The organism is Enterobacter cloacae complex sp. ECL352, assembly GCF_020149545.1.
GTDB lineage: Bacteria > Pseudomonadota > Gammaproteobacteria > Enterobacterales > Enterobacteriaceae > Enterobacter > Enterobacter asburiae_B.
The window spans coordinates 1,957,957-1,975,854 of the sequence record NZ_CP083709.1; the positions used below are offsets into that span (position 1 = coordinate 1,957,957).

The following is a 17,898-nucleotide window of genomic DNA, read 5'->3' on the forward strand; positions in this document are numbered from 1 at the left end:
TTGCTATGTCTGCCAGACACCCGGTTATTGCCGTTACGGGGTCGAGTGGTGCGGGAACCACCACCACCAGCCTCGCATTTCGCAAGATTTTCGCCCAGCTGAATCTCCGTGCGGCGGAGGTCGAAGGCGACAGCTTTCACCGCTACACGCGTCCGGAGATGGACATGGCCATTCGTAAGGCGCGCGATTCGGGTAAACACATCAGCTACTTCGGCCCGGAGGCCAATGACTTCGGCCTGCTGGAACAAACCTTTATAGAGTACGGTAAGAGCGGCAAAGGGCAGTCCCGCAAGTATCTGCACACCTATGATGAAGCCGTACCCTGGAATCAGGTGCCGGGAACCTTTACCCCGTGGCAGCCGCTGCCGGAACCCACCGACGTCCTCTTTTACGAAGGATTGCACGGCGGCGTGGTCACGCCTCAACACGACGTGGCGCGCCACGTGGATCTGCTGGTCGGCGTGGTCCCTATCGTTAACCTGGAGTGGATCCAGAAGCTGACGCGCGACATGAGCGAGCGCGGCCATTCGCGAGAGGCGGTGATGGACTCCGTGGTGCGCTCCATGGAGGATTACATTAACTTCCTGACGCCGCAGTTCTCCCGCACCCATATCAACTTCCAGCGCGTGCCGACGGTGGATACCTCGAATCCGTTTGCCGCTAAAAGCATCCCGTCGCTGGACGAGAGCTTTGTGGTGATCCATTTCCGCAATCTCGAAGGCATTGATTACCCCTGGCTGCTGGCAATGCTGCAGGGCTCGTTTATTTCACACATGAATACGTTAGTCGTGCCGGGCGGAAAAATGGGGCTGGCGATGGAGCTCATCATGACGCCGCTGGTGGAGCGACTGATGGAAGGGAAGCAGATCGCGTGAGCATGTTCCCTCTCCCTGTGGGAGAGGGTTAGGGTGAGGGCATCAACACGCACGATGCCCCATCAATCACGCCTCGATCACTTCATACGAATGCGTGATTTTTACCGCTTTCTCCAGCATTAACGCCACCGAGCAGTACTTCTCCGCAGACAGGTCCACCGCACGCGAGACCGCCGCGTCTTTCAGCTCTTTACCGGTGACCACAAAGTGCAGGTTAATATGGGTGAACAGGCGTGGCGCCTCTTCGCGACGCTCTGACGTGAGTTTAACCTCACAATCCGTCACGTCATGACGTCCTTTTTGCAGAATCGACACCACATCAATTGCGCTGCATCCGCCTGCCGCCATCAGCACCATTTCCATTGGGCTGGGTGCTTTATCGCCGGAGTTACCGTCCATCAAAATCTGGTGTCCTGACGCGGACTCGCCCAGGAACGTTAAACCTTCAACCCATTTCACGCGCGCTTGCATATTCATTAACTCCAACGTTGCATTTTTGGTGACAGATTACGCGTGCGTTACATTTATCGCAATGGAAGGCGACCTGCATCATGCTGAAGCGAGACACCAGGAGACACGCGGCGAAAGCTATGCTAAAACACTCAGGATGCTACAGTAATACATTGACGTTACACGTGTATGCAGAGGACATCAAACTTTACTGGCTGCGAAACGTTACGGTAGCCGACTTCCCAGGGTATGGGTAAGAATTCGATTGCAACCCCAGAGTCCGGATGCATCTGATGACTCTGGTGACAGCTTATAACAGAGGATAACAGCGCATGGTGCTTGGCAAACCGCAAACAGACCCGACTCTCGAATGGTTCTTGTCTCATTGCCACATTCATAAGTACCCATCGAAGAGCACGCTGATTCACCAGGGTGAAAAAGCGGAAACGTTGTATTACATCGTTAAAGGCTCGGTGGCAGTGCTGATCAAAGATGAAGAAGGGAAAGAGATGATCCTTTCTTATCTGAACCAGGGCGATTTCATCGGTGAACTGGGCCTGTTTGAAGAGGGCCAGGAACGTAGCGCCTGGGTTCGAGCAAAGACAGCATGTGAAGTGGCTGAAATTTCTTACAAGAAGTTCCGTCAGCTGATTCAGGTTAACCCTGACATCCTGATGCGTCTTTCTTCCCAGATGGCGCGCCGTCTGCAGGTCACGTCAGAGAAAGTGGGTAACCTCGCCTTCCTGGACGTTACCGGCCGTATCGCACAAACCCTGTTGAACCTGGCGAAACAGCCAGACGCCATGACCCACCCGGACGGCATGCAAATTAAAATTACCCGTCAGGAAATTGGTCAGATCGTCGGCTGCTCCCGTGAAACAGTGGGCCGTATCCTGAAAATGCTGGAAGATCAAAACCTGATCTCCGCCCACGGTAAAACCATCGTGGTCTACGGAACGCGTTAATTCCGCTTAAACGGCGTGCCATCGCAAGGTGTCACGCCGTTTTTGTCTCTACTCCCCATGTGGCGCAGGCTGATCTATCACCCGGAAGTTAACTACGCACTGCGACAAACGCTGGTGTTGTGTCTTCCTGTGGCCATAGGCCTGATCCTCGGACATCTTCAACAAGGCCTGCTGTTTTCCCTCGTGCCCGCCTGCTGCAACATCGCCGGTCTGGACACGCCGCATAAGCGTTTTTTCAAACGCCTGATCGTTGGTGGCTGCCTGTTTGCGGGCTGTAGCCTCGCCGTACAACTCCTGCTTGCCCGGGATATCCCGCTGCCGCTGATCCTGACCGTACTTGCGATGACCCTTGGCGTCACGGCGGAAATCAGTTCGCTGCACGCTCGCCTGCTTCCCGCCTCGCTGATTGCGGCCATTTTCACGCTGAGCCTCGCCGGGAACATGCCGGTGTGGGAGCCGCTGCTGATCTACGCCTTGGGGACATTATGGTACGGGCTGTTTAACTGGTTTTGGTTCTGGCTGTGGCGTGAGCAGCCGCTGCGTGAATCCCTGAGCCTGCTCTATGTGCAGCTTGCGGATTACTGCGAAGCCAAATACACCCTGCTCACCCAGCATACCGACCCGGAAAAATCCTTACCGCCGCTGCTGACGCGCCAGCAGAAGGTGGTGGATTTCATAAGCCAGTGCTATCAGCAGCTGCATATGCTCGCCGCCAACAAGAACCACGAGTACAAGCGGCTGCTGCGCACCTTCCAGGTCGGGCTGGATCTACAGGAGCATATCTCCGTAAGCCTTCACCACCCGCAGGAGGTGCAAAAGCTGGTCGAGCGCAGCCACGCCGAAGCGGTGATCCGCTGGAACGCGCAGACCGTCTCGGCACGCCTGCGCGTGCTGGCCGATGATATTCTCTATCACCGTTACCCGACGCGCTTTAACATGGACAAGCAGCTGGGCGCGCTGGAGAAAATCGCCCGCCAGCATCCCGATAACCCGGTCGGCCAGTTTGCCGCCTGGCACTTCAGCCGCATCGCCCGCGTGTTGCGCACGCAGCGCCCGCTTTATCCCCGCGACCTGATGGCGGATAAGCAAAAACGGCTTCCGCTATTGCCCGCGCTCAAAAGCTATCTTTCTCTTAAATCGTCCGCTCTGCGCAACGCCGCAAGGATCAGCGTGATGCTCAGTACCGCCAGCCTGATGGGTATGGCGCTGCACCTGCCGAAACCCTACTGGATCTTAATGACCGTGCTGTTTGTCACCCAGAACGGCTACGGCGCCACGCGGGTGCGTATTCTGCATCGGGCTGGCGGAACGCTGGCCGGGCTGATCATTGCAGGCGTGACGCTGCACTTCCACGTGCCGGAAGGCTATACCCTGGCAGGGATGCTGGCGATTACGCTGGTGAGCTACCTGATTATCCGCAAAAACTACGGCTGGGCGATGGTGGGCTTTACGGTGACGGCGGTATATACGCTGCAGTTGCTCACGCTCAATGGCGAACAGTTTATTGTCGCCAGACTGATTGATACCCTGATCGGCTGCCTGATTGCCTTTGGCGGCATGGTCTGGCTGTGGCCGCAGTGGCAGAGCGGGCTGCTGAGGCAGAACGCCCACGACGCGCTGGAAGCCGACCAGCAGGCTATTCGCCTGATCCTGAGCGACGATCCGCAGCCCTCCCCGCTGGCCTATCAGCGGATGAAGGTCAACCAGGCGCACAACGCCCTGTTTAACTCGCTCAACCAGGCGATGCAGGAGCCGGGCTTTAACTCGCACTATCTGGCAGACATGAAGCTCTGGGTGACGCACAGCCAGTTTATCGTCGAGCACATTAACGCCATGACCACGCTGGCGCGCGAGCACACGATGCTGACGCCGGATCTGGCGCAGCGCTATTTGCAGTCGTGTGAAATTGCGTTGCAGAGGTGCCAGCAGCGTCTGGAGTATGACGCGCCGGGCGAGTCGGGCGACTCAAACATTCTGGAAGCGCCGGAGACGTTGACCCACGGGCCAATGAGCACCCTGGAGCAGCATTTACAGCGCGTTCTGGGGCATCTGAACACCATGCACACCATTTCGTCGGTGGCATGGCGTCAGCGTCCGCATCACGGCATTTGGTTAACGCGCCGGCTAAAGCGAACCGAGTATTAGCCTTTTACGATCTTCTCGACCGCTGCGGCAAAGCGGGTTAAACCGTCTTCGATGTCTTTGTCTTCTACCACCAGCGACGGCGCAAAGCGCATCACGTCAGGCCCGGCATTAAGCACCATCACCCCTTCGTGGGCGGCGGCGTGCAGGAAGTCGCGCGCCCGGCCTTTGTACTGCGGCTTCAGCTCGGCGCCAATCAACAGCCCCATCCCGCGAATTTCGCTGAACACATCGTACTGTTCATCAATCTTTTGCAGGTGTTTTACGAACAGCTCGCGCTTCGCGCTCACGGCGTTCAACACCTCCGGCGTGTTGATAATGTCGAATGCGGCACCCGCCACGGCACTCGCCAGCGGGTTACCGCCGTAGGTGGAACCGTGAGAACCGACGTGGAACGCGGAGGCGATCTCCTGCGTCGTCAGTACCGCACTCACCGGGAAACCGCCGCCGAGCGCTTTGGCGCTGGTCAGGATGTCCGGCGTCACGCCGTAATGCATATAAGCGAACAGATCGCCGGTACGCCCCATCCCGCACTGCACTTCATCAAAGACCAGCAGCGCCTGATGCTCGTCGCACAGCGCGCGCAGCCCTTTCAGGAATTCCGGAGTTGCCGCCGTCACGCCGCCTTCCCCCTGGATCGGCTCGACAACAACGGCGCAGGTATGGTCGTCCATGACCGCTTTCACCGCGTGCAGATCGTTAAACGGCACGTGGACAATGTCGGCCGGTTTCGGGCCAAACCCGTCGGAATACTTCGGCTGGCCGCCAACGGAGACGGTAAAGAAGGAGCGTCCGTGGAAGGCATTGTGGAAGGCGATGATTTTGGTTTTGTACGGGCTGTGGCGCGTTGTCGCGTAGTAGCGCGCCAGCTTAAACGCAGTTTCGTTGGCTTCAGTGCCGGAGTTCATAAACAGCACGCGCTCGGCAAAGGTCGCATCGATGATCTTGCGGCCCAGGCGCAGCGCCGGTTCGTTGGTGAACACGTTGCTGGTATGCCACAGGGTTTCGCCCTGGGTTTTCAGCGCCTCAACCAGCGCGGGATGGCAATGACCCAGCGCAGTGACCGCAATACCGCCCGCGAAATCCACATACTCTTTACCCTGCTGATCCCAGACGCGGCTGCCTTTTCCCTTCACCGGGATAAACTCAGCCGGTGCATAAATCGGCAGGATCACTTCATCAAATGTCGCGCGGGTAATTGCTGGTTGTTCAGTTGCCATGTCATGACCATCCATTTTTATGTCACAGTGATTGTGAAAATATAATCACAAAATATGCATAAAAAATCACAGCAAGGCAACAGATATTCAGCGATTGAGGAAATTTGCCAGCAGCGCGTGCCCCTGCTCGCTGAGGATGCTTTCCGGGTGGAACTGCACGCCTTCGAGGTCCCATTCGCGGTGGCGAATCCCCATGATCTCCTGCGTATCGCTCCAGGCGGTCACCTCAAAGCAGTCGGGCAGTGTAGACGGGTCAATCACCAGGGAATGGTAGCGCGTCACGGTTAACGGGTTATTGAGCCCCGTGAATACCCCGGTGCCGGCGTGGGTGACCGGAGAGGTTTTACCGTGCATCACTTTCGCGGCGCGCACGATGGTGGCACCAAACGCCTGAGCAATCGCCTGATGGCCCAGGCAGACACCCAGTATCGGCAGCTTGCCGGCAAAGTGCTGGATCACATCCAGAGAAATACCCGATTCCGACGGCGTACACGGCCCCGGAGAAATCACGATTTTCTGCGGAGCCAGCGTCCCGATATCGGCCAGTCCGATCTCGTCGTTGCGGCGGACAACCACCTCTGCACCCAGTTCACAAAAATACTGGTAAAGGTTCCAGGTGAAGGAATCGTAGTTATCAATCAGCAGAATCATGGCGGCCCCCGAAAAAAATGCCGCCCTATTCTACTCAGATTCCCGCGCTTCGCTCACTACTTTGGCAAAGATAGCGTTCAGCGCGGTTAAATCCCCCGTTGCGCCGCTTCGGTTAGCCGCCACCCACTGGTCGGGATCGATATCGCGCCAGTCCAATGCGTAGCCCGCGTGGAGCGCCAGCTGCTCGAAGAAAACGCGTTGGGCAATACCGTTGCCGCGCATAAACGGATGCAGCATGTTGATTTCGCAGTAATAGTGGCTAACCCGATCAACAAACGCCGCTTTCTCAAGACCCACGAGATACTTTTCGCTTTCCAGCGCCGCCATCAGCTCATTACCCATCTTCTCGATGTATTCGAAATGGCAGAAAGGAATGTCACCCTTAAAAATATCGTCAGTGCGTAACTCGCCTGCCCGCTTCATCTCGCTGCGGTACAAATGACGATGAATAAGGCACAGATGGGGCAACCCGGGCGCGGAAGGCCCAAGCTCCAGCGTCTCAATATGGGGCTCTGAGGGACCATTACCTTTTTCAAGGAGACAACTGGCCTGTAAATTGACGTTACGCTGCTGTTCCCAGAGACGGGATTTTTGCTTGTCGGTGAGCTTTTTCACTTAACGCCTCCCTGAATAGTCCGTTTGCCACAAGTATAAGCAGCAAAACGCGCTTTCGCAGGGAGGGTCATATAACGCGGGCAGAAGAAGCCCGCGCTCAGAAGAATTACGGCAGAACTTTTGCGGAGAGGATAACCACCGGTTTTGTCGGCACATTCTGGTACGGACCGACGTCGTGAGTAGGCACCTGAGAAATCTTATCGGCCACGTCCATGCCTTTCACAATCTTACCGAAAACGGCATAGCCAAAGTCGCGCTGACCGTGGTCGAGGAAGGCGTTATCCGCCACGTTCAGGAAGAACTGGCTGGTCGCGCTGTCTTTGTCTGCGGTACGCGCCATGGAGATGGTGCCGCGCTTGTTCAGCAGGCCGTTGTCCGCTTCGTTTTTGATTGGCGGGTTAGGCTGCTTCTGCTGCATCTGCTCGTTGAAGCCGCCACCCTGCACCATGAAGCCTGGGATCACGCGGTGGAAAGTGGTGTTGTTATAGAAACCACTGTTCACATAGTCGAGGAAGTTTTTTACGGAAACAGGGGCTTTCTGGCTATTCAGTTCCAGCTCAATATTCCCGGCAGAGGTGGTCAGCAGAACGTGAGGGTCCCCTTTGGCTGCCAGCGCAGCAGGGGAAACGGCAGAAAGAGCAAACACAGCTGCGACAGCCGCCAGTGTTGATTTGAGCATGAGAATTCCTTAACAAAGCGCAGTATAAAAAGCGAATGGCTTGATTCTAAAGAGCAGTATGAACGGAGACCAGCCTTTTACCTAATTTTACGAAGTTGAAACAATTATTACCGCGCAAACGATTGGTTACGCCGTCAATTAATGTGATTTAGATCACACTAAAACCTGCAATGACGTAATCATTGCTCTTAAAAGATAGGAATAGATCACTTTAGCGACTAAAATCTGCCCGCTCTCAGCGCCCCCCGGGCGCTTTTCTTTTTCTGAACAGGCCAGACATGACTAACAGCAATCGCATCAAGCTCACATGGATCAGCTTCTTCTCCTACGCCCTGACCGGCGCGTTGGTGATCGTCACCGGGATGGTGATGGGGAATATCGCAGACTACTTCCAGCTGCCCGTTTCCAGCATGAGTAACACCTTTACCTTCCTCAACGCGGGGATCCTGATCTCTATCTTCCTGAATGCCTGGCTGATGGAAATCGTCCCGCTGAAAACCCAGCTGCGCTTTGGCTTTGTGCTGATGGTTGCCGCCGTGGCGGGCCTGATGCTGAGCCACAGCATCGCCCTGTTCTCCGCAGCTATGTTCGTGCTGGGTCTGGTGAGCGGGATCACCATGTCGATCGGTACGTTCCTGATTACCCACATGTATGAAGGCCGCCAGCGCGGCGCGCGTCTGCTGTTTACCGACTCCTTCTTCAGCATGGCCGGAATGATTTTCCCGATGGTCGCGGCGGTTCTGCTGGCGCGCAGCATTGAGTGGTACTGGGTTTATGCCTGCATCGGCCTGGTCTACGTGGCGATCTTTATTCTGACCTTCGGCTGCGAGTTCCCGGTGCTGGGCAAGAAAGCGCAAACCACCGCAGAGCCGGTTGCGAAAGAAAAGTGGGGCATCGGCGTGCTGTTCCTCTCCATCGCCGCGCTGTGCTACATCCTGGGCCAGCTGGGCTTTATCTCCTGGGTACCGGAGTACGCTAAAGGTCTGGGCATGAGCCTGAACGACGCGGGTAAACTGGTGAGCGATTTCTGGATGTCTTACATGTTCGGCATGTGGGCGTTTAGCTTCATCCTGCGCTTCTTCGACCTGCAGCGCATTCTGACCGTGCTGGCGGGGCTGGCGACCGTGCTGATGTACCTGTTCATCAACGGTTCACCGGAGCACATGCCGTGGTTCATTCTGACCCTGGGCTTCTTCTCCAGCGCCATTTATACCTCGATCATCACCCTGGGCTCCCTGCAGACCAAAGTGGCCTCGCCGAAGCTGGTTAACTTCGTCCTGACCTGCGGCACCATCGGCACCATGCTGACCTTCGTGGTCACCGGCCCGATCGTGGCCCACAGCGGCCCGCTGGCGGCGCTGCACACCGCTAACGGTCTGTATGCCGTGGTGTTCATCATGTGCTTCGCTCTGGGCTTCGTGACCCGCCACCGCCAGCACAACGCGGCGGCAGCGTCTCACTAACCCCTACGCCCCTTTGCGCTCGGCAGAGGGGCTGTTTCTGGCAAAACTTACCTCTTCTCCTCCGATATCCATCTGGATCCACGTCTGCGCCAGCTGCGTCGTGGCGATCACCCGCCCCTGACGAATCGACCAGCGCACCGGCACCTGACAGCGCACCGCTTCAAACCCGCTCTCGGCAGGCAGAATAATCAGGTTCGCCGGGTTCCCCGTGGCAATACCGTAATCGCTCAGGCCGAAGGTACGGGCGCTGTTATGGGTGATGAGATTCAGGCCGCTGTCGATTTGCGGATAGCCCATCATCTGACAGACGTGCAGCCCCATGTGCAGCACCTGCAGCATGTTGCCGGTGCCGAGCGGGTACCACGGGTCGAAGACGTCGTCATGACCGAAGCAGACGTTAATGCCCGCTTCCTGCAGCTCTTTCACCCGGGTGATGCCGCGGCGCTTCGGATAGTCATCAAAGCGCCCCTGAAGATGAATATTGACCAGCGGGTTAGCGACGAAGTTAATCCCCGACATTTTCAGCAGACGGAAGAGCCGCGAGGTGTAAGCGCCGTTGTAGGAGTGCATGGCGGTGGTGTGGCTGGCCGTCACGCGCGGGCCGATACCTGCTTCATACGCCAGCGCTGCCACCGTCTCGACAAACCGCGACTGCTCGTCGTCGATTTCATCGCAGTGGATATCCAGCGGACGGTCATACTTCTTCGCCAGTTCAAAAGCGATATGCAGCGACTGCACGCCATACTCGCGGGTGAACTCGAAGTGCGGGATCGCCCCCACCACGTCGGCCCCCAGCCTTAACGCCTCTTCCAGCAGCGCCGCGCCGTTCGGGTAAGAGAGAATACCTTCCTGCGGGAACGCGACGATTTGCAGCGTCACCCACGGGGCAACCTCCTGCTTCACCTCCAGCATCGCCTTCAGGGCGGTGAGCGTCGGGTCGGAGACATCCACATGGGTACGGACAAACTGGATGCCGTTGGCAATTTGCCACTTCAGCGTTTTCCAGGCGCGCGCTTTAACATCCTCATGGCTGAGCAACGCCTTGCGCTCCGCCCAGCGCTCAATGCCTTCGAACAGCGTGCCGGACTGGTTCCAGTTCGGCTCACCCGCGGTCTGGGTCGTATCAAGATGAATATGCGGCTCAATGAACGGCGGGATAGCAAGCCCGCCGCGCGCGTTCAATACTTCATAACTTTCGGCGTGGGTGTCGTCCATCGGGGTGATGTCACCAAATCGCCCGTTCTCAATGGCGAGCTGCCACAGCCCTTCCTGACCCGGTAAACGAACATTCTGAACAAGCCATAACGGTGTTGTAGACATACCCTTCCCCTAAAAAACGCCGCTGATATTCAGGCGTATCGATTTTGGCAAAACCGCCCCTGATTTGTACACAAATTCAACGAGCACGAAAAGCCTGCGATTTCCGCCACTTATAAAAATCCTGACAAATCAGTTATATACCACCTAAGGAGTAGGCGAAGACGTATTTGATTTGCATCAATAAGCGCCCCTGCTGAATCGTTAAGGTAGGCAATAATAGAAAAGAAATCGAGGCAATAATGAGCAAAGTCAGACTCGCTATCATCGGTAACGGCATGGTCGGCCACCGCTTTATCGAGGATCTTCTCGATAAGGCCGATGCTGAGCAGTTCGATATTACCGTGTTCTGTGAAGAACCCCGCAAGGCGTACGACCGTGTGCACCTGTCTTCCTACTTCTCCCATCATACCGCCGAAGAGCTCTCTCTGGTGCGCGAAGGTTTCTACGAGAAGCATGGCGTAAAAGTGCTGGTGGGCGAACGCGCTATCACCATCAACCGTCAGGAAAAAGTGATCCACTCCAGCGCCGGGCGTACGGTTTTTTACGACAAGCTGATCATGGCGACGGGCTCCTATCCGTGGATCCCGCCGATCAAAGGCTCGGAAACTCAGGATTGCTTCGTCTACCGTACCATTGAAGACCTCAACGCCATCGAATCCTGCGCCCGTCGCAGCCGTCGCGGCGCGGTGGTCGGCGGCGGCCTGCTGGGTCTGGAAGCGGCAGGCGCGCTGAAAAACCTCGGCGTTGAAACCCACGTCATCGAATTTGCCCCGATGCTGATGGCCGAACAGCTCGACCACATGGGCGGTGACCAGCTGCGTCGTAAAATCGAAAGCATGGGCGTGAAGGTTCACACCAGCAAAAACACCAAAGAGATCGTTCAGGAAGGGACTGAAGCGCGCAAAACCATGCGCTTTGCCGATGGCAGCGAGCTGGAAGTGGACTTCATCGTCTTCTCCACCGGTATTCGTCCGCGCGACAAGCTGGCGACCCAGTGCGGGCTGGCCGTGGCGCAGCGCGGCGGGATCATGATCAACGACGCCTGCCAGACCTCCGATCCGGATATCTACGCCATCGGCGAATGCGCCAGCTGGAATAACCGCGTATACGGTCTGGTGGCGCCGGGCTACAAAATGGCGCAGGTTGCCGTGGACCATATCCTCGGCAGCGAAAACGCGTTTACCGGTGCAGACATGAGCGCCAAGCTGAAGCTACTGGGCGTGGACGTGGGCGGTATTGGCGATGCGCATGGCCGCACCCCGAATTCCCGCAGCTATGTCTATCTCGACGAAAGCAAAGAAGTCTACAAACGCCTCATCGTCAGCCAGGACAACAAAACCCTGCTCGGCGCGGTGCTGGTGGGCGACACCAGCGACTTCGGCAACCTGCTCCAGCTGGTGCTGAACGCCATCGAGCTGCCGGAAAACCCGGACGCGCTGATCCTCCCGGCGCACGCGTCCAGCGGCAAGCCGTCTATCGGCGTGGATAAACTGCCGGACAGCGCGCAGATTTGCTCCTGCTTCGACGTCACCAAAGGCATGCTAATCTCCGCCATCAACAAAGGCTGCCACACAGTTGCGGCGCTGAAAGCGGAAACCAAAGCCGGTACCGGCTGCGGCGGCTGTATTCCGCTGGTCACTCAGGTGCTGAACGCCGAACTGGCGAAACAGGGCATCGAAGTGAACAACAACCTGTGCGAGCACTTCGCGTATTCTCGCCAGGAGCTGTATCATCTGATCCGCGTGGAAGGCATCAAGTCCTTCGACGAACTGCTGGCGAAACACGGCCAGGGCTACGGCTGCGAAGTGTGTAAACCGACCGTCGGCTCCCTGCTGGCCTCCTGCTGGAACGAGTACGTACTCAAGCCGGAACACACGCCGCTGCAGGACACCAACGACAACTTTCTGGCGAACATCCAGAAAGACGGCACCTACTCCGTTATTCCACGCTCAGCCGGGGGCGAAATCACGCCGGAAGGGCTGGTCGCCGTGGGCCGTATTGCTCGTGAATTTAACCTCTACACCAAAATCACCGGCTCCCAGCGTATCGGCCTGTTTGGCGCGCAGAAAGACGATCTGCCGGAAATCTGGCGTCAGCTGATTGAAGCGGGCTTCGAAACCGGTCACGCGTACGCCAAAGCGCTGCGCATGGCGAAAACCTGCGTGGGAAGCACCTGGTGCCGCTACGGCGTCGGCGACAGCGTGGGCTTCGGCGTGGAGCTGGAAAACCGCTACAAAGGCATCCGCACCCCGCACAAGATGAAGTTTGGCGTCTCCGGCTGTACCCGCGAATGTGCGGAAGCGCAGGGTAAAGACGTAGGTATTATCGCCACCGAAAAAGGCTGGAACCTGTACGTCTGCGGCAACGGCGGGATGAAGCCACGCCACGCGGACCTGCTGGCGGCGGATCTCGATCGCGACACGCTGATTCAGTATCTCGACCGCTTCATGATGTTCTATATCCGCACCGCCGATAAGCTGACCCGTACCGCCTCCTGGCTCGATAACCTGGAAGGCGGCATCGACTACCTGAAAGCGGTGATCATCGACGACAAGCTGGGGCTGAACGAGCATCTGGAAGCCGAGATGGCGCGCCTGCGCGAGGCGGTGATCTGCGAGTGGACGGAAACCGTCAACACCCCGGCGGCGCAGACGCGCTTCAAACACTTTATCAACAGCACCCAGCGCGACCCGAACGTACAGGTTGTACCGGAGCGTGAACAGCATCGTCCGGCGACACCGTATGAACGTATTCCGGTCACGCTGGTGGAGGAAAACGCATGAGCCAGTGGATAAACATTTGCGATATTAACGACATCATCCCGGCCACCGGCGTATGCGCGCTGCTGGGCAGCGAGCAGGTTGCGATTTTCCGCCCTCGCCACGATGAACAGGTTTTTGCCATCAGCAATATCGACCCGTTCTTCGAGGCCAGCGTGCTCTCCCGCGGACTGATTGCCGAGCATCAGGGCGAACTGTGGGTCGCCAGCCCGCTGAAAAAGCAGCGTTTCCGCTTAAGCGACGGCTACTGCATGGAAGATGAGAGTCATTCAGTGAAGCACTATGACGTTCGCGTGAAGGACGGCAAGGTGCAGTTGAAAGGCTAATCCCCCGCCTTTTCAATACGAAAAGCTTATGACCCCTTATGGGTAACGGCAGGAAAAACCGTATGTTTTGTACGATTCCTGCTGTTATCCTGACGTCAATTCTTACCCCCTCCATGAAAGCTGCGAGGTAACGTCGTGGATCACCTGCCGATTTTTTGTCAATTACGCAACCGCGACTGCCTGCTCGTGGGCGGCGGCGACGTGGCTGAACGCAAAGCGCGCCTGCTGTTAGAGGCTGGCGCCCGGCTCACCGTCAACGCCCTCGCCTTCGCCCCACAGTTTGAGGTCTGGGCCCAGGAAGGGATGCTCACGCTGGAACAGGGTGAGTTTAATGAATCCCTGCTCGATACCTGCTGGCTGACGATTGCCGCAACGGACGACGATGAAGTGAACCAGCGCGTCAGCGACGCCTGCGAAGCGCGCCGAATCTTCTGCAACGTGGTGGATGCGCCGAAAGAGGCCAGCTTTATTATGCCGTCGATTATCGACCGCTCGCCGCTGATGATTGCGGTGTCGTCCGGCGGACGCTCGCCGGTTCTCGCCCGCCTGCTGCGGGAAAAGCTGGAGGCCGTGCTGCCGCAGCACCTTGGTCAGATAGCGCATTACGCCGGGCAGCTCCGCTCCCGCGTGAAGAAAACCTTCTCGACCGTTGGCGAGCGTCGTCGCTTCTGGGAAAAATTCTTTGTGAACGACAGGCTGGCGCAGTCGCTGGCGAATCAGGACACCAAAGCCGTTGAAGAGACGACCGAACAGCTGCTCAGCGAGCCGCTGGACCATCGCGGTGAAGTGGTTCTGGTGGGCGCAGGCCCCGGCGATGCGGGCTTGCTGACGCTGAAAGGGCTACAGCAGATCCAGCAGGCCGATACCGTGGTTTACGATCGCCTGGTCTCCGATGACATCATGAACCTGGTACGCCGCGATGCCGACCGCGTATTCGTTGGAAAACGGGCGGGCTATCACTGCGTGCCGCAGGAGGAGATTAACCAGATCCTGCTGCGCGAGGCGCAGAAAGGTAAGCGCGTGGTGCGCCTTAAGGGTGGCGATCCGTTTATCTTTGGTCGCGGCGGCGAGGAGCTGGAAACCCTGTGTGACGCGGGCATTCCGTTCTCCGTGGTGCCGGGCATTACGGCGGCATCCGGCTGCTCAGCTTACTCTGGCATTCCGCTGACCCACCGCGACTATGCCCAGAGCGTGCGTCTGGTGACGGGCCATCTGAAAACCGGCTGCGAGCTGGACTGGCATAACCTGGCCGCGGAAAAGCAGACGCTGGTCTTCTATATGGGGCTGAACCAGGCCGCGACGATTCAGGCGAAGCTGCTGGAGCACGGCATGGAGGCTGATATGCCGGTTGCGCTGGTGGAAAACGGTACGTCCATCAAGCAACGCGTAGTGGATGGCGTACTGACGCAGCTCGGTGAACTGGCGCAGCAGGTCGAAAGCCCGGCGCTGATTGTGGTGGGTCGCGTGGTTGAGCTGCGCGATAAGCTGAACTGGTTCTCGAATCACTAACGCATATTCTTCCTTTGCGGAGTAGTCCTTATGCGGACTACTCCCCTCTTACCGCTGTCGATAACATACCGCCCCGAAGTGGAATTTCTCCCTTTATTCCCTTGAGTTACATCCAACTTTCGTTTTTAAGACAAGGAATGCGTATGTTCAAACTGGCAAAAGCCGCCGTTCTGGTTGGCCTGTTATCGACTCTGACTGCCTGTACCGGTCATGTACAGAACACCAAAAATAACTGCAGCTACGATTACCTGCTGCATCCGGCGATCTCCATTTCGAAGATCATCGGCGGTTGCGGCCCGGCGGCGGATCAGTAAGCGTTTTCAGGCGTAAAAAAACCGGGATATCCCGGTTTTTGGTTGGCGTAGAGCATTTTTTTTATCGGGTGGCGGCTCCGCCTTACCCGACCTACACCTGATATTGTTTTAACTTGGATTTATATAAGGCGTCTTCTTGTTTCTTGTTACTTGATCTTGGCGGCTTTTCAACAAAGCCAATAGCTTTATATACTGCTTTCAGTGTCTTAGACGCACGTTTACTAGCTTTTTTCGCGCCGTCTTTCATCACTCTCTGCAGGAAATCTTCGTCGTTACGGTAGCGGTGATAACGCTCCTGCAGCTCGGTCAGCATGCCGGAAACGGCGTCTGCCACTTCACCTTTCAGGTGGCCGTACATCTTGCCTTCGAAGTGTTTTTCCAGTTCAGGAATGCTCTGGCCGGTCACGCCGGAGAGAATATCCAGCAGGTTGGAGACGCCCGCTTTGTTCTGCACGTCGTAGCGCACTACAGGCGGCTCGTCGGAGTCGGTGACCGCGCGCTTGAGCTTTTTGACGACGGATTTCGGATCTTCCAGCAGGCCGATAACGTTGTTGCGGTTATCGTCAGACTTGGACATCTTCTTGGTCGGCTCCAGCAGCGACATCACGCGCGCGCCGGACTTCGGAATAAACGGCTCTGGCACTTTAAACACATCGCCGTAAATCGCGTTAAAGCGCTGGGCGATATCGCGGCTCAGCTCCAGGTGCTGCTTCTGGTCTTCACCTACCGGTACCTGGTTGGTTTGATACAGCAGGATGTCCGCCGCCATCAGCACCGGATAGTCGAACAGACCGGCGTTGATGTTTTCAGAGTAGCGCGCGGATTTATCCTTGAACTGGGTCATACGGCTCAGCTCGCCGAAATAGGTGTAGCAGTTCAGCGCCCAGCCCAGCTGCGCGTGCTCCGGCACGTGCGACTGAACGAAAATGGTGCTCTTCTCAGGATCGATGCCGCAGGCCAGGTACAGCGCCAGGGTGTCCAGGGTGGCTTTACGCAGCTTCTCAGGATCCTGACGCGCGGTAATCGCATGGAGATCGACGATGCAGTAAATGCAATGGTACTCATCCTGCATGCTGACCCACTGACGTAACGCACCCATGTAGTTACCAATGGTCAATTCACCTGAAGGCTGTGCGCCACTAAAAACGATGGGCTTAGTCATTATTCAATTCCTGATGTTCACTGTGCGAAAGCCCGAGTGCGGGCAACAAATCTTTGAAGTGGTCGAAGACCACATCCGGCTCACTTAATGTGATGGCTTCACCGTAGTTGTAGCCATAGGTTAATCCGACGGAAGGACACCCAGCCGCTCGGGCAGCCAGAATATCATTGCGCGAATCCCCGACAAAGAGCAGCTCCGCAGGCGTTAAGGATAATTTTCCTGCCACCAGCAACAGCGGTTCCGGATGCGGCTTTTTGTTCTGTACGTCGTCGCCGCCCACAATCACGGAGAAATACTTCGCGATATCGAGCGCTTCCAGCAGCGGTGCAACAAACGGCGTCGGTTTGTTGGTCACCAGCCCCAGCGGAATGCCCTTCGCGTGCAGCGCGCTCAGCGTTTCCTGAACGTCCGGGAACAGGAAACTGCCCTCCTCGACGGTCTCTTCATAGAAACGATCGAACAGTTTGCGCAGAATCCGCAGCTGTTCATCCTTAGGGATGTCAGCGTGGTCAACGCTCGGTTTACCCTGCGCGGAACGCTGCGACGCGCGCTCCTGACGCGCCCACGTCAACGCGCGCTCCATCAGGACATCGGCGCCGTTGCCAATCCACGTTACCACGCGCTCTTCCCCCGCAACGGGGAGTTCAAGGGCGTACAGCGCCTGGTCTACGGCGCTCGTTAAGCCCGGCGCGCTGTCGACCAGCGTGCCGTCGAGGTCAAATGCGATACCCCGAATTGCCTGCAATTTATCCATGACTTACCTTCGCCAGCTCACGGCGCATTTCATCAATGACTTTTTTGTAATCCGGTTGGTCGAAAATTGCCGAACCTGCAACGAACATATCCGCGCCGGCTGCCGCAATTTCACCAATGTTATTCACTTTCACACCGCCGTCCACTTCCAGGCGAATATCGTAACCTGACTCATCAATACGACGGCGCACTTCACGCAGCTTATCCAGCGTGTGGGGAATGAACGACTGACCGCCAAAGCCCGGGTTAACGGACATCAGCAGAATCACGTCCAGCTTGTCCATGACATAGTCGAGATAGCTCAGCGGCGTGGCCGGGTTAAACACCAGGCCCGCCTTACAGCCGTTCTCTTTGATCAGCTGCAGCGTGCGGTCCACGTGTTCAGAGGCTTCCGGATGGAAAGTGATGATGCTGGCACCCGCTGCGGCGAAGTCAGGCACGATGCGATCAACAGGCTTAACCATCAGGTGAACGTCGATCGGCGCGGTAATGCCATAGTTACGTAATGCCTTGAGCACCATTGGGCCAATGGTCAGGTTAGGGACGTAGTGGTTGTCCATAACGTCGAAATGGACGACATCTGCGCCAGCCGCGAGAGCTTTGGCGGTGTCTTCACCCAGGCGGGCAAAATCGGCCGACAGAATTGAGGGAGCAATCAAAAACTGTTTCATCCG

Annotated in this window: 16 protein-coding genes and 1 pseudogene; 8 read left to right on the forward strand and 9 right to left on the reverse strand. The window is 57.0% G+C overall.

Annotated features, from left to right (window positions below; all coding sequences use genetic code 11):
- The first annotated feature begins 5 nt into the window (after positions 1 to 5).
- The gene (locus LBF07_RS09680; RefSeq protein WP_023309465.1) at positions 6 to 875 is read left to right on the forward strand and encodes a phosphoribulokinase; all 870 of its coding nucleotides are present in this window, start codon (positions 6 to 8) and stop codon (positions 873 to 875) included.
- A gap of 66 nt (positions 876 to 941) precedes the next feature.
- On the opposite strand, the gene LBF07_RS09685 is transcribed toward LBF07_RS09680, so the two are convergent.
- Complete coding sequence (locus LBF07_RS09685) at positions 942 to 1,346, reverse strand: OsmC family protein (protein ID WP_008503018.1); 405 nt, start codon at positions 1,344 to 1,346, stop codon at positions 942 to 944.
- Between the two features lie 311 nt (positions 1,347 to 1,657).
- On the opposite strand from LBF07_RS09685, the gene crp reads away from it, so the two are divergent.
- Entirely contained in the window at positions 1,658 to 2,290 is a 633-nt protein-coding gene (gene crp / locus LBF07_RS09690) for a cAMP-activated global transcriptional regulator CRP (protein WP_000242758.1), read from the forward strand.
- A 57-nt stretch (positions 2,291 to 2,347) separates the two neighbouring features.
- Positions 2,348 to 4,435 carry a YccS/YhfK family putative transporter gene (locus LBF07_RS09695; protein ID WP_094934896.1) on the forward strand — a complete coding sequence of 696 codons (2,088 nt, stop codon included), beginning with the start codon at positions 2,348 to 2,350 and terminating at the stop codon, positions 4,433 to 4,435.
- On the opposite strand, the gene LBF07_RS09700 is transcribed toward LBF07_RS09695, so the two are convergent.
- The 4 genes from LBF07_RS09700 to ppiA all read right to left on the reverse strand — a co-directional run bounded on the left by LBF07_RS09700 (position 4,432) and on the right by ppiA (position 7,597).
- Positions 4,432 to 5,652 carry an aspartate aminotransferase family protein gene (locus LBF07_RS09700; protein ID WP_172421409.1) on the reverse strand — a complete coding sequence of 407 codons (1,221 nt, stop codon included), beginning with the start codon at positions 5,650 to 5,652 and terminating at the stop codon, positions 4,432 to 4,434. The genes LBF07_RS09695 and LBF07_RS09700 overlap by 4 nt on opposite strands.
- A gap of 87 nt (positions 5,653 to 5,739) precedes the next feature.
- Positions 5,740 to 6,303, reverse strand: a complete 564-nt coding sequence (gene pabA, locus LBF07_RS09705; protein ID WP_087823619.1) for an aminodeoxychorismate synthase component 2 — start codon at positions 6,301 to 6,303, stop codon at positions 5,740 to 5,742.
- Positions 6,304 to 6,333: 30 nt separating this feature from the next.
- Positions 6,334 to 6,918, reverse strand: coding sequence for a putative adenosine monophosphate-protein transferase Fic (locus LBF07_RS09710; protein ID WP_039263091.1), 585 nt, complete (start codon positions 6,916 to 6,918; stop codon positions 6,334 to 6,336).
- A gap of 106 nt (positions 6,919 to 7,024) precedes the next feature.
- Positions 7,025 to 7,597 carry a peptidylprolyl isomerase A gene (gene ppiA / locus LBF07_RS09715; protein ID WP_064673712.1) on the reverse strand — a complete coding sequence of 191 codons (573 nt, stop codon included), beginning with the start codon at positions 7,595 to 7,597 and terminating at the stop codon, positions 7,025 to 7,027.
- A 278-nt stretch (positions 7,598 to 7,875) separates the two neighbouring features.
- Between ppiA and tsgA the strand changes: the two genes are divergently transcribed.
- Entirely contained in the window at positions 7,876 to 9,060 is a 1,185-nt protein-coding gene (tsgA, locus tag LBF07_RS09720) for an MFS transporter TsgA (RefSeq protein ID WP_094934895.1), read from the forward strand.
- A 3-nt stretch (positions 9,061 to 9,063) separates the two neighbouring features.
- On the opposite strand, the gene LBF07_RS09725 is transcribed toward tsgA, so the two are convergent.
- Positions 9,064 to 10,380 carry a cytosine deaminase gene (locus LBF07_RS09725; protein WP_094934894.1) on the reverse strand — a complete coding sequence of 439 codons (1,317 nt, stop codon included), beginning with the start codon at positions 10,378 to 10,380 and terminating at the stop codon, positions 9,064 to 9,066.
- A 239-nt stretch (positions 10,381 to 10,619) separates the two neighbouring features.
- Here LBF07_RS09725 and nirB point away from each other — a divergent pair, with 239 nt between their 5' ends.
- From nirB to LBF07_RS09745, 4 genes are all read left to right on the forward strand, one after another.
- A complete protein-coding gene (nirB, locus tag LBF07_RS09730) occupies positions 10,620 to 13,163 on the forward strand; it encodes a nitrite reductase large subunit NirB (protein WP_094934893.1) in 2,544 nt (847 codons plus the stop codon).
- Positions 13,160 to 13,486, forward strand: a complete 327-nt coding sequence (nirD, locus tag LBF07_RS09735) for a nitrite reductase small subunit NirD (protein WP_023309475.1) — start codon at positions 13,160 to 13,162, stop codon at positions 13,484 to 13,486. The genes nirB and nirD overlap by 4 nt, the downstream gene beginning before the upstream one ends.
- A gap of 135 nt (positions 13,487 to 13,621) precedes the next feature.
- Positions 13,622 to 14,995: a siroheme synthase CysG gene (cysG, locus tag LBF07_RS09740; protein WP_094934892.1), complete on the forward strand. Its 1,374-nt coding sequence runs from the start codon at positions 13,622 to 13,624 to the stop codon at positions 14,993 to 14,995.
- 143 nt (positions 14,996 to 15,138) lie between these two features.
- On the forward strand, positions 15,139 to 15,309 hold the full coding sequence (locus LBF07_RS09745) for a YhfL family protein (protein WP_033146806.1): 171 nt from the start codon (positions 15,139 to 15,141) through the stop codon (positions 15,307 to 15,309).
- 160 nt (positions 15,310 to 15,469) lie between these two features.
- Here LBF07_RS09745 and trpS read toward each other — a convergent pair.
- The 3 genes and pseudogenes from trpS to rpe form a co-directional block, all read right to left on the reverse strand.
- Positions 15,470 to 16,471: pseudogene (gene trpS, locus LBF07_RS09750) on the reverse strand (tryptophan--tRNA ligase); the annotation flags it as partial.
- On the reverse strand, positions 16,464 to 17,225 hold the full coding sequence (gene gph / locus LBF07_RS09755) for a phosphoglycolate phosphatase (RefSeq protein ID WP_033146807.1): 762 nt from the start codon (positions 17,223 to 17,225) through the stop codon (positions 16,464 to 16,466). The pseudogene trpS and the gene gph, both read right to left, overlap by 8 nt.
- Positions 17,218 to 17,895 (reverse strand): ribulose-phosphate 3-epimerase, encoded by a 678-nt coding sequence (gene rpe, locus LBF07_RS09760; protein WP_024907923.1) that lies wholly within the window; start codon positions 17,893 to 17,895, stop codon positions 17,218 to 17,220. The genes gph and rpe overlap by 8 nt, the downstream gene beginning before the upstream one ends.
- Positions 17,896 to 17,898: the final 3 nt, after the last annotated feature.

Bases quoted from the DNA above. Each gene is read 5' to 3' on its own strand.
- LBF07_RS09680 (WP_023309465.1), top strand. From the start codon at position 6: ATGTCTGCCAGACACCCGGTTATTGCCGTTACGGGGTCGAGTGGTGCG.
- LBF07_RS09685 (WP_008503018.1), bottom strand. From the start codon at position 1,346: ATGCAAGCGCGCGTGAAATGGGTTGAAGGTTTAACGTTCCTGGGCGAG.
- crp (WP_000242758.1), top strand. From the start codon at position 1,658: ATGGTGCTTGGCAAACCGCAAACAGACCCGACTCTCGAATGGTTCTTG.
- LBF07_RS09695 (WP_094934896.1), top strand. From the start codon at position 2,348: ATGTGGCGCAGGCTGATCTATCACCCGGAAGTTAACTACGCACTGCGA.
- LBF07_RS09700 (WP_172421409.1), bottom strand. From the start codon at position 5,652: ATGGCAACTGAACAACCAGCAATTACCCGCGCGACATTTGATGAAGTG.
- pabA (WP_087823619.1), bottom strand. From the start codon at position 6,303: ATGATTCTGCTGATTGATAACTACGATTCCTTCACCTGGAACCTTTAC.
- ppiA (WP_064673712.1), bottom strand. From the start codon at position 7,597: ATGCTCAAATCAACACTGGCGGCTGTCGCAGCTGTGTTTGCTCTTTCT.
- tsgA (WP_094934895.1), top strand. From the start codon at position 7,876: ATGACTAACAGCAATCGCATCAAGCTCACATGGATCAGCTTCTTCTCC.
- LBF07_RS09725 (WP_094934894.1), bottom strand. From the start codon at position 10,380: ATGTCTACAACACCGTTATGGCTTGTTCAGAATGTTCGTTTACCGGGT.
- nirB (WP_094934893.1), top strand. From the start codon at position 10,620: ATGAGCAAAGTCAGACTCGCTATCATCGGTAACGGCATGGTCGGCCAC.
- nirD (WP_023309475.1), top strand. From the start codon at position 13,160: ATGAGCCAGTGGATAAACATTTGCGATATTAACGACATCATCCCGGCC.
- LBF07_RS09745 (WP_033146806.1), top strand. From the start codon at position 15,139: ATGTTCAAACTGGCAAAAGCCGCCGTTCTGGTTGGCCTGTTATCGACT.
- gph (WP_033146807.1), bottom strand. From the start codon at position 17,225: ATGGATAAATTGCAGGCAATTCGGGGTATCGCATTTGACCTCGACGGC.
- rpe (WP_024907923.1), bottom strand. From the start codon at position 17,895: ATGAAACAGTTTTTGATTGCTCCCTCAATTCTGTCGGCCGATTTTGCC.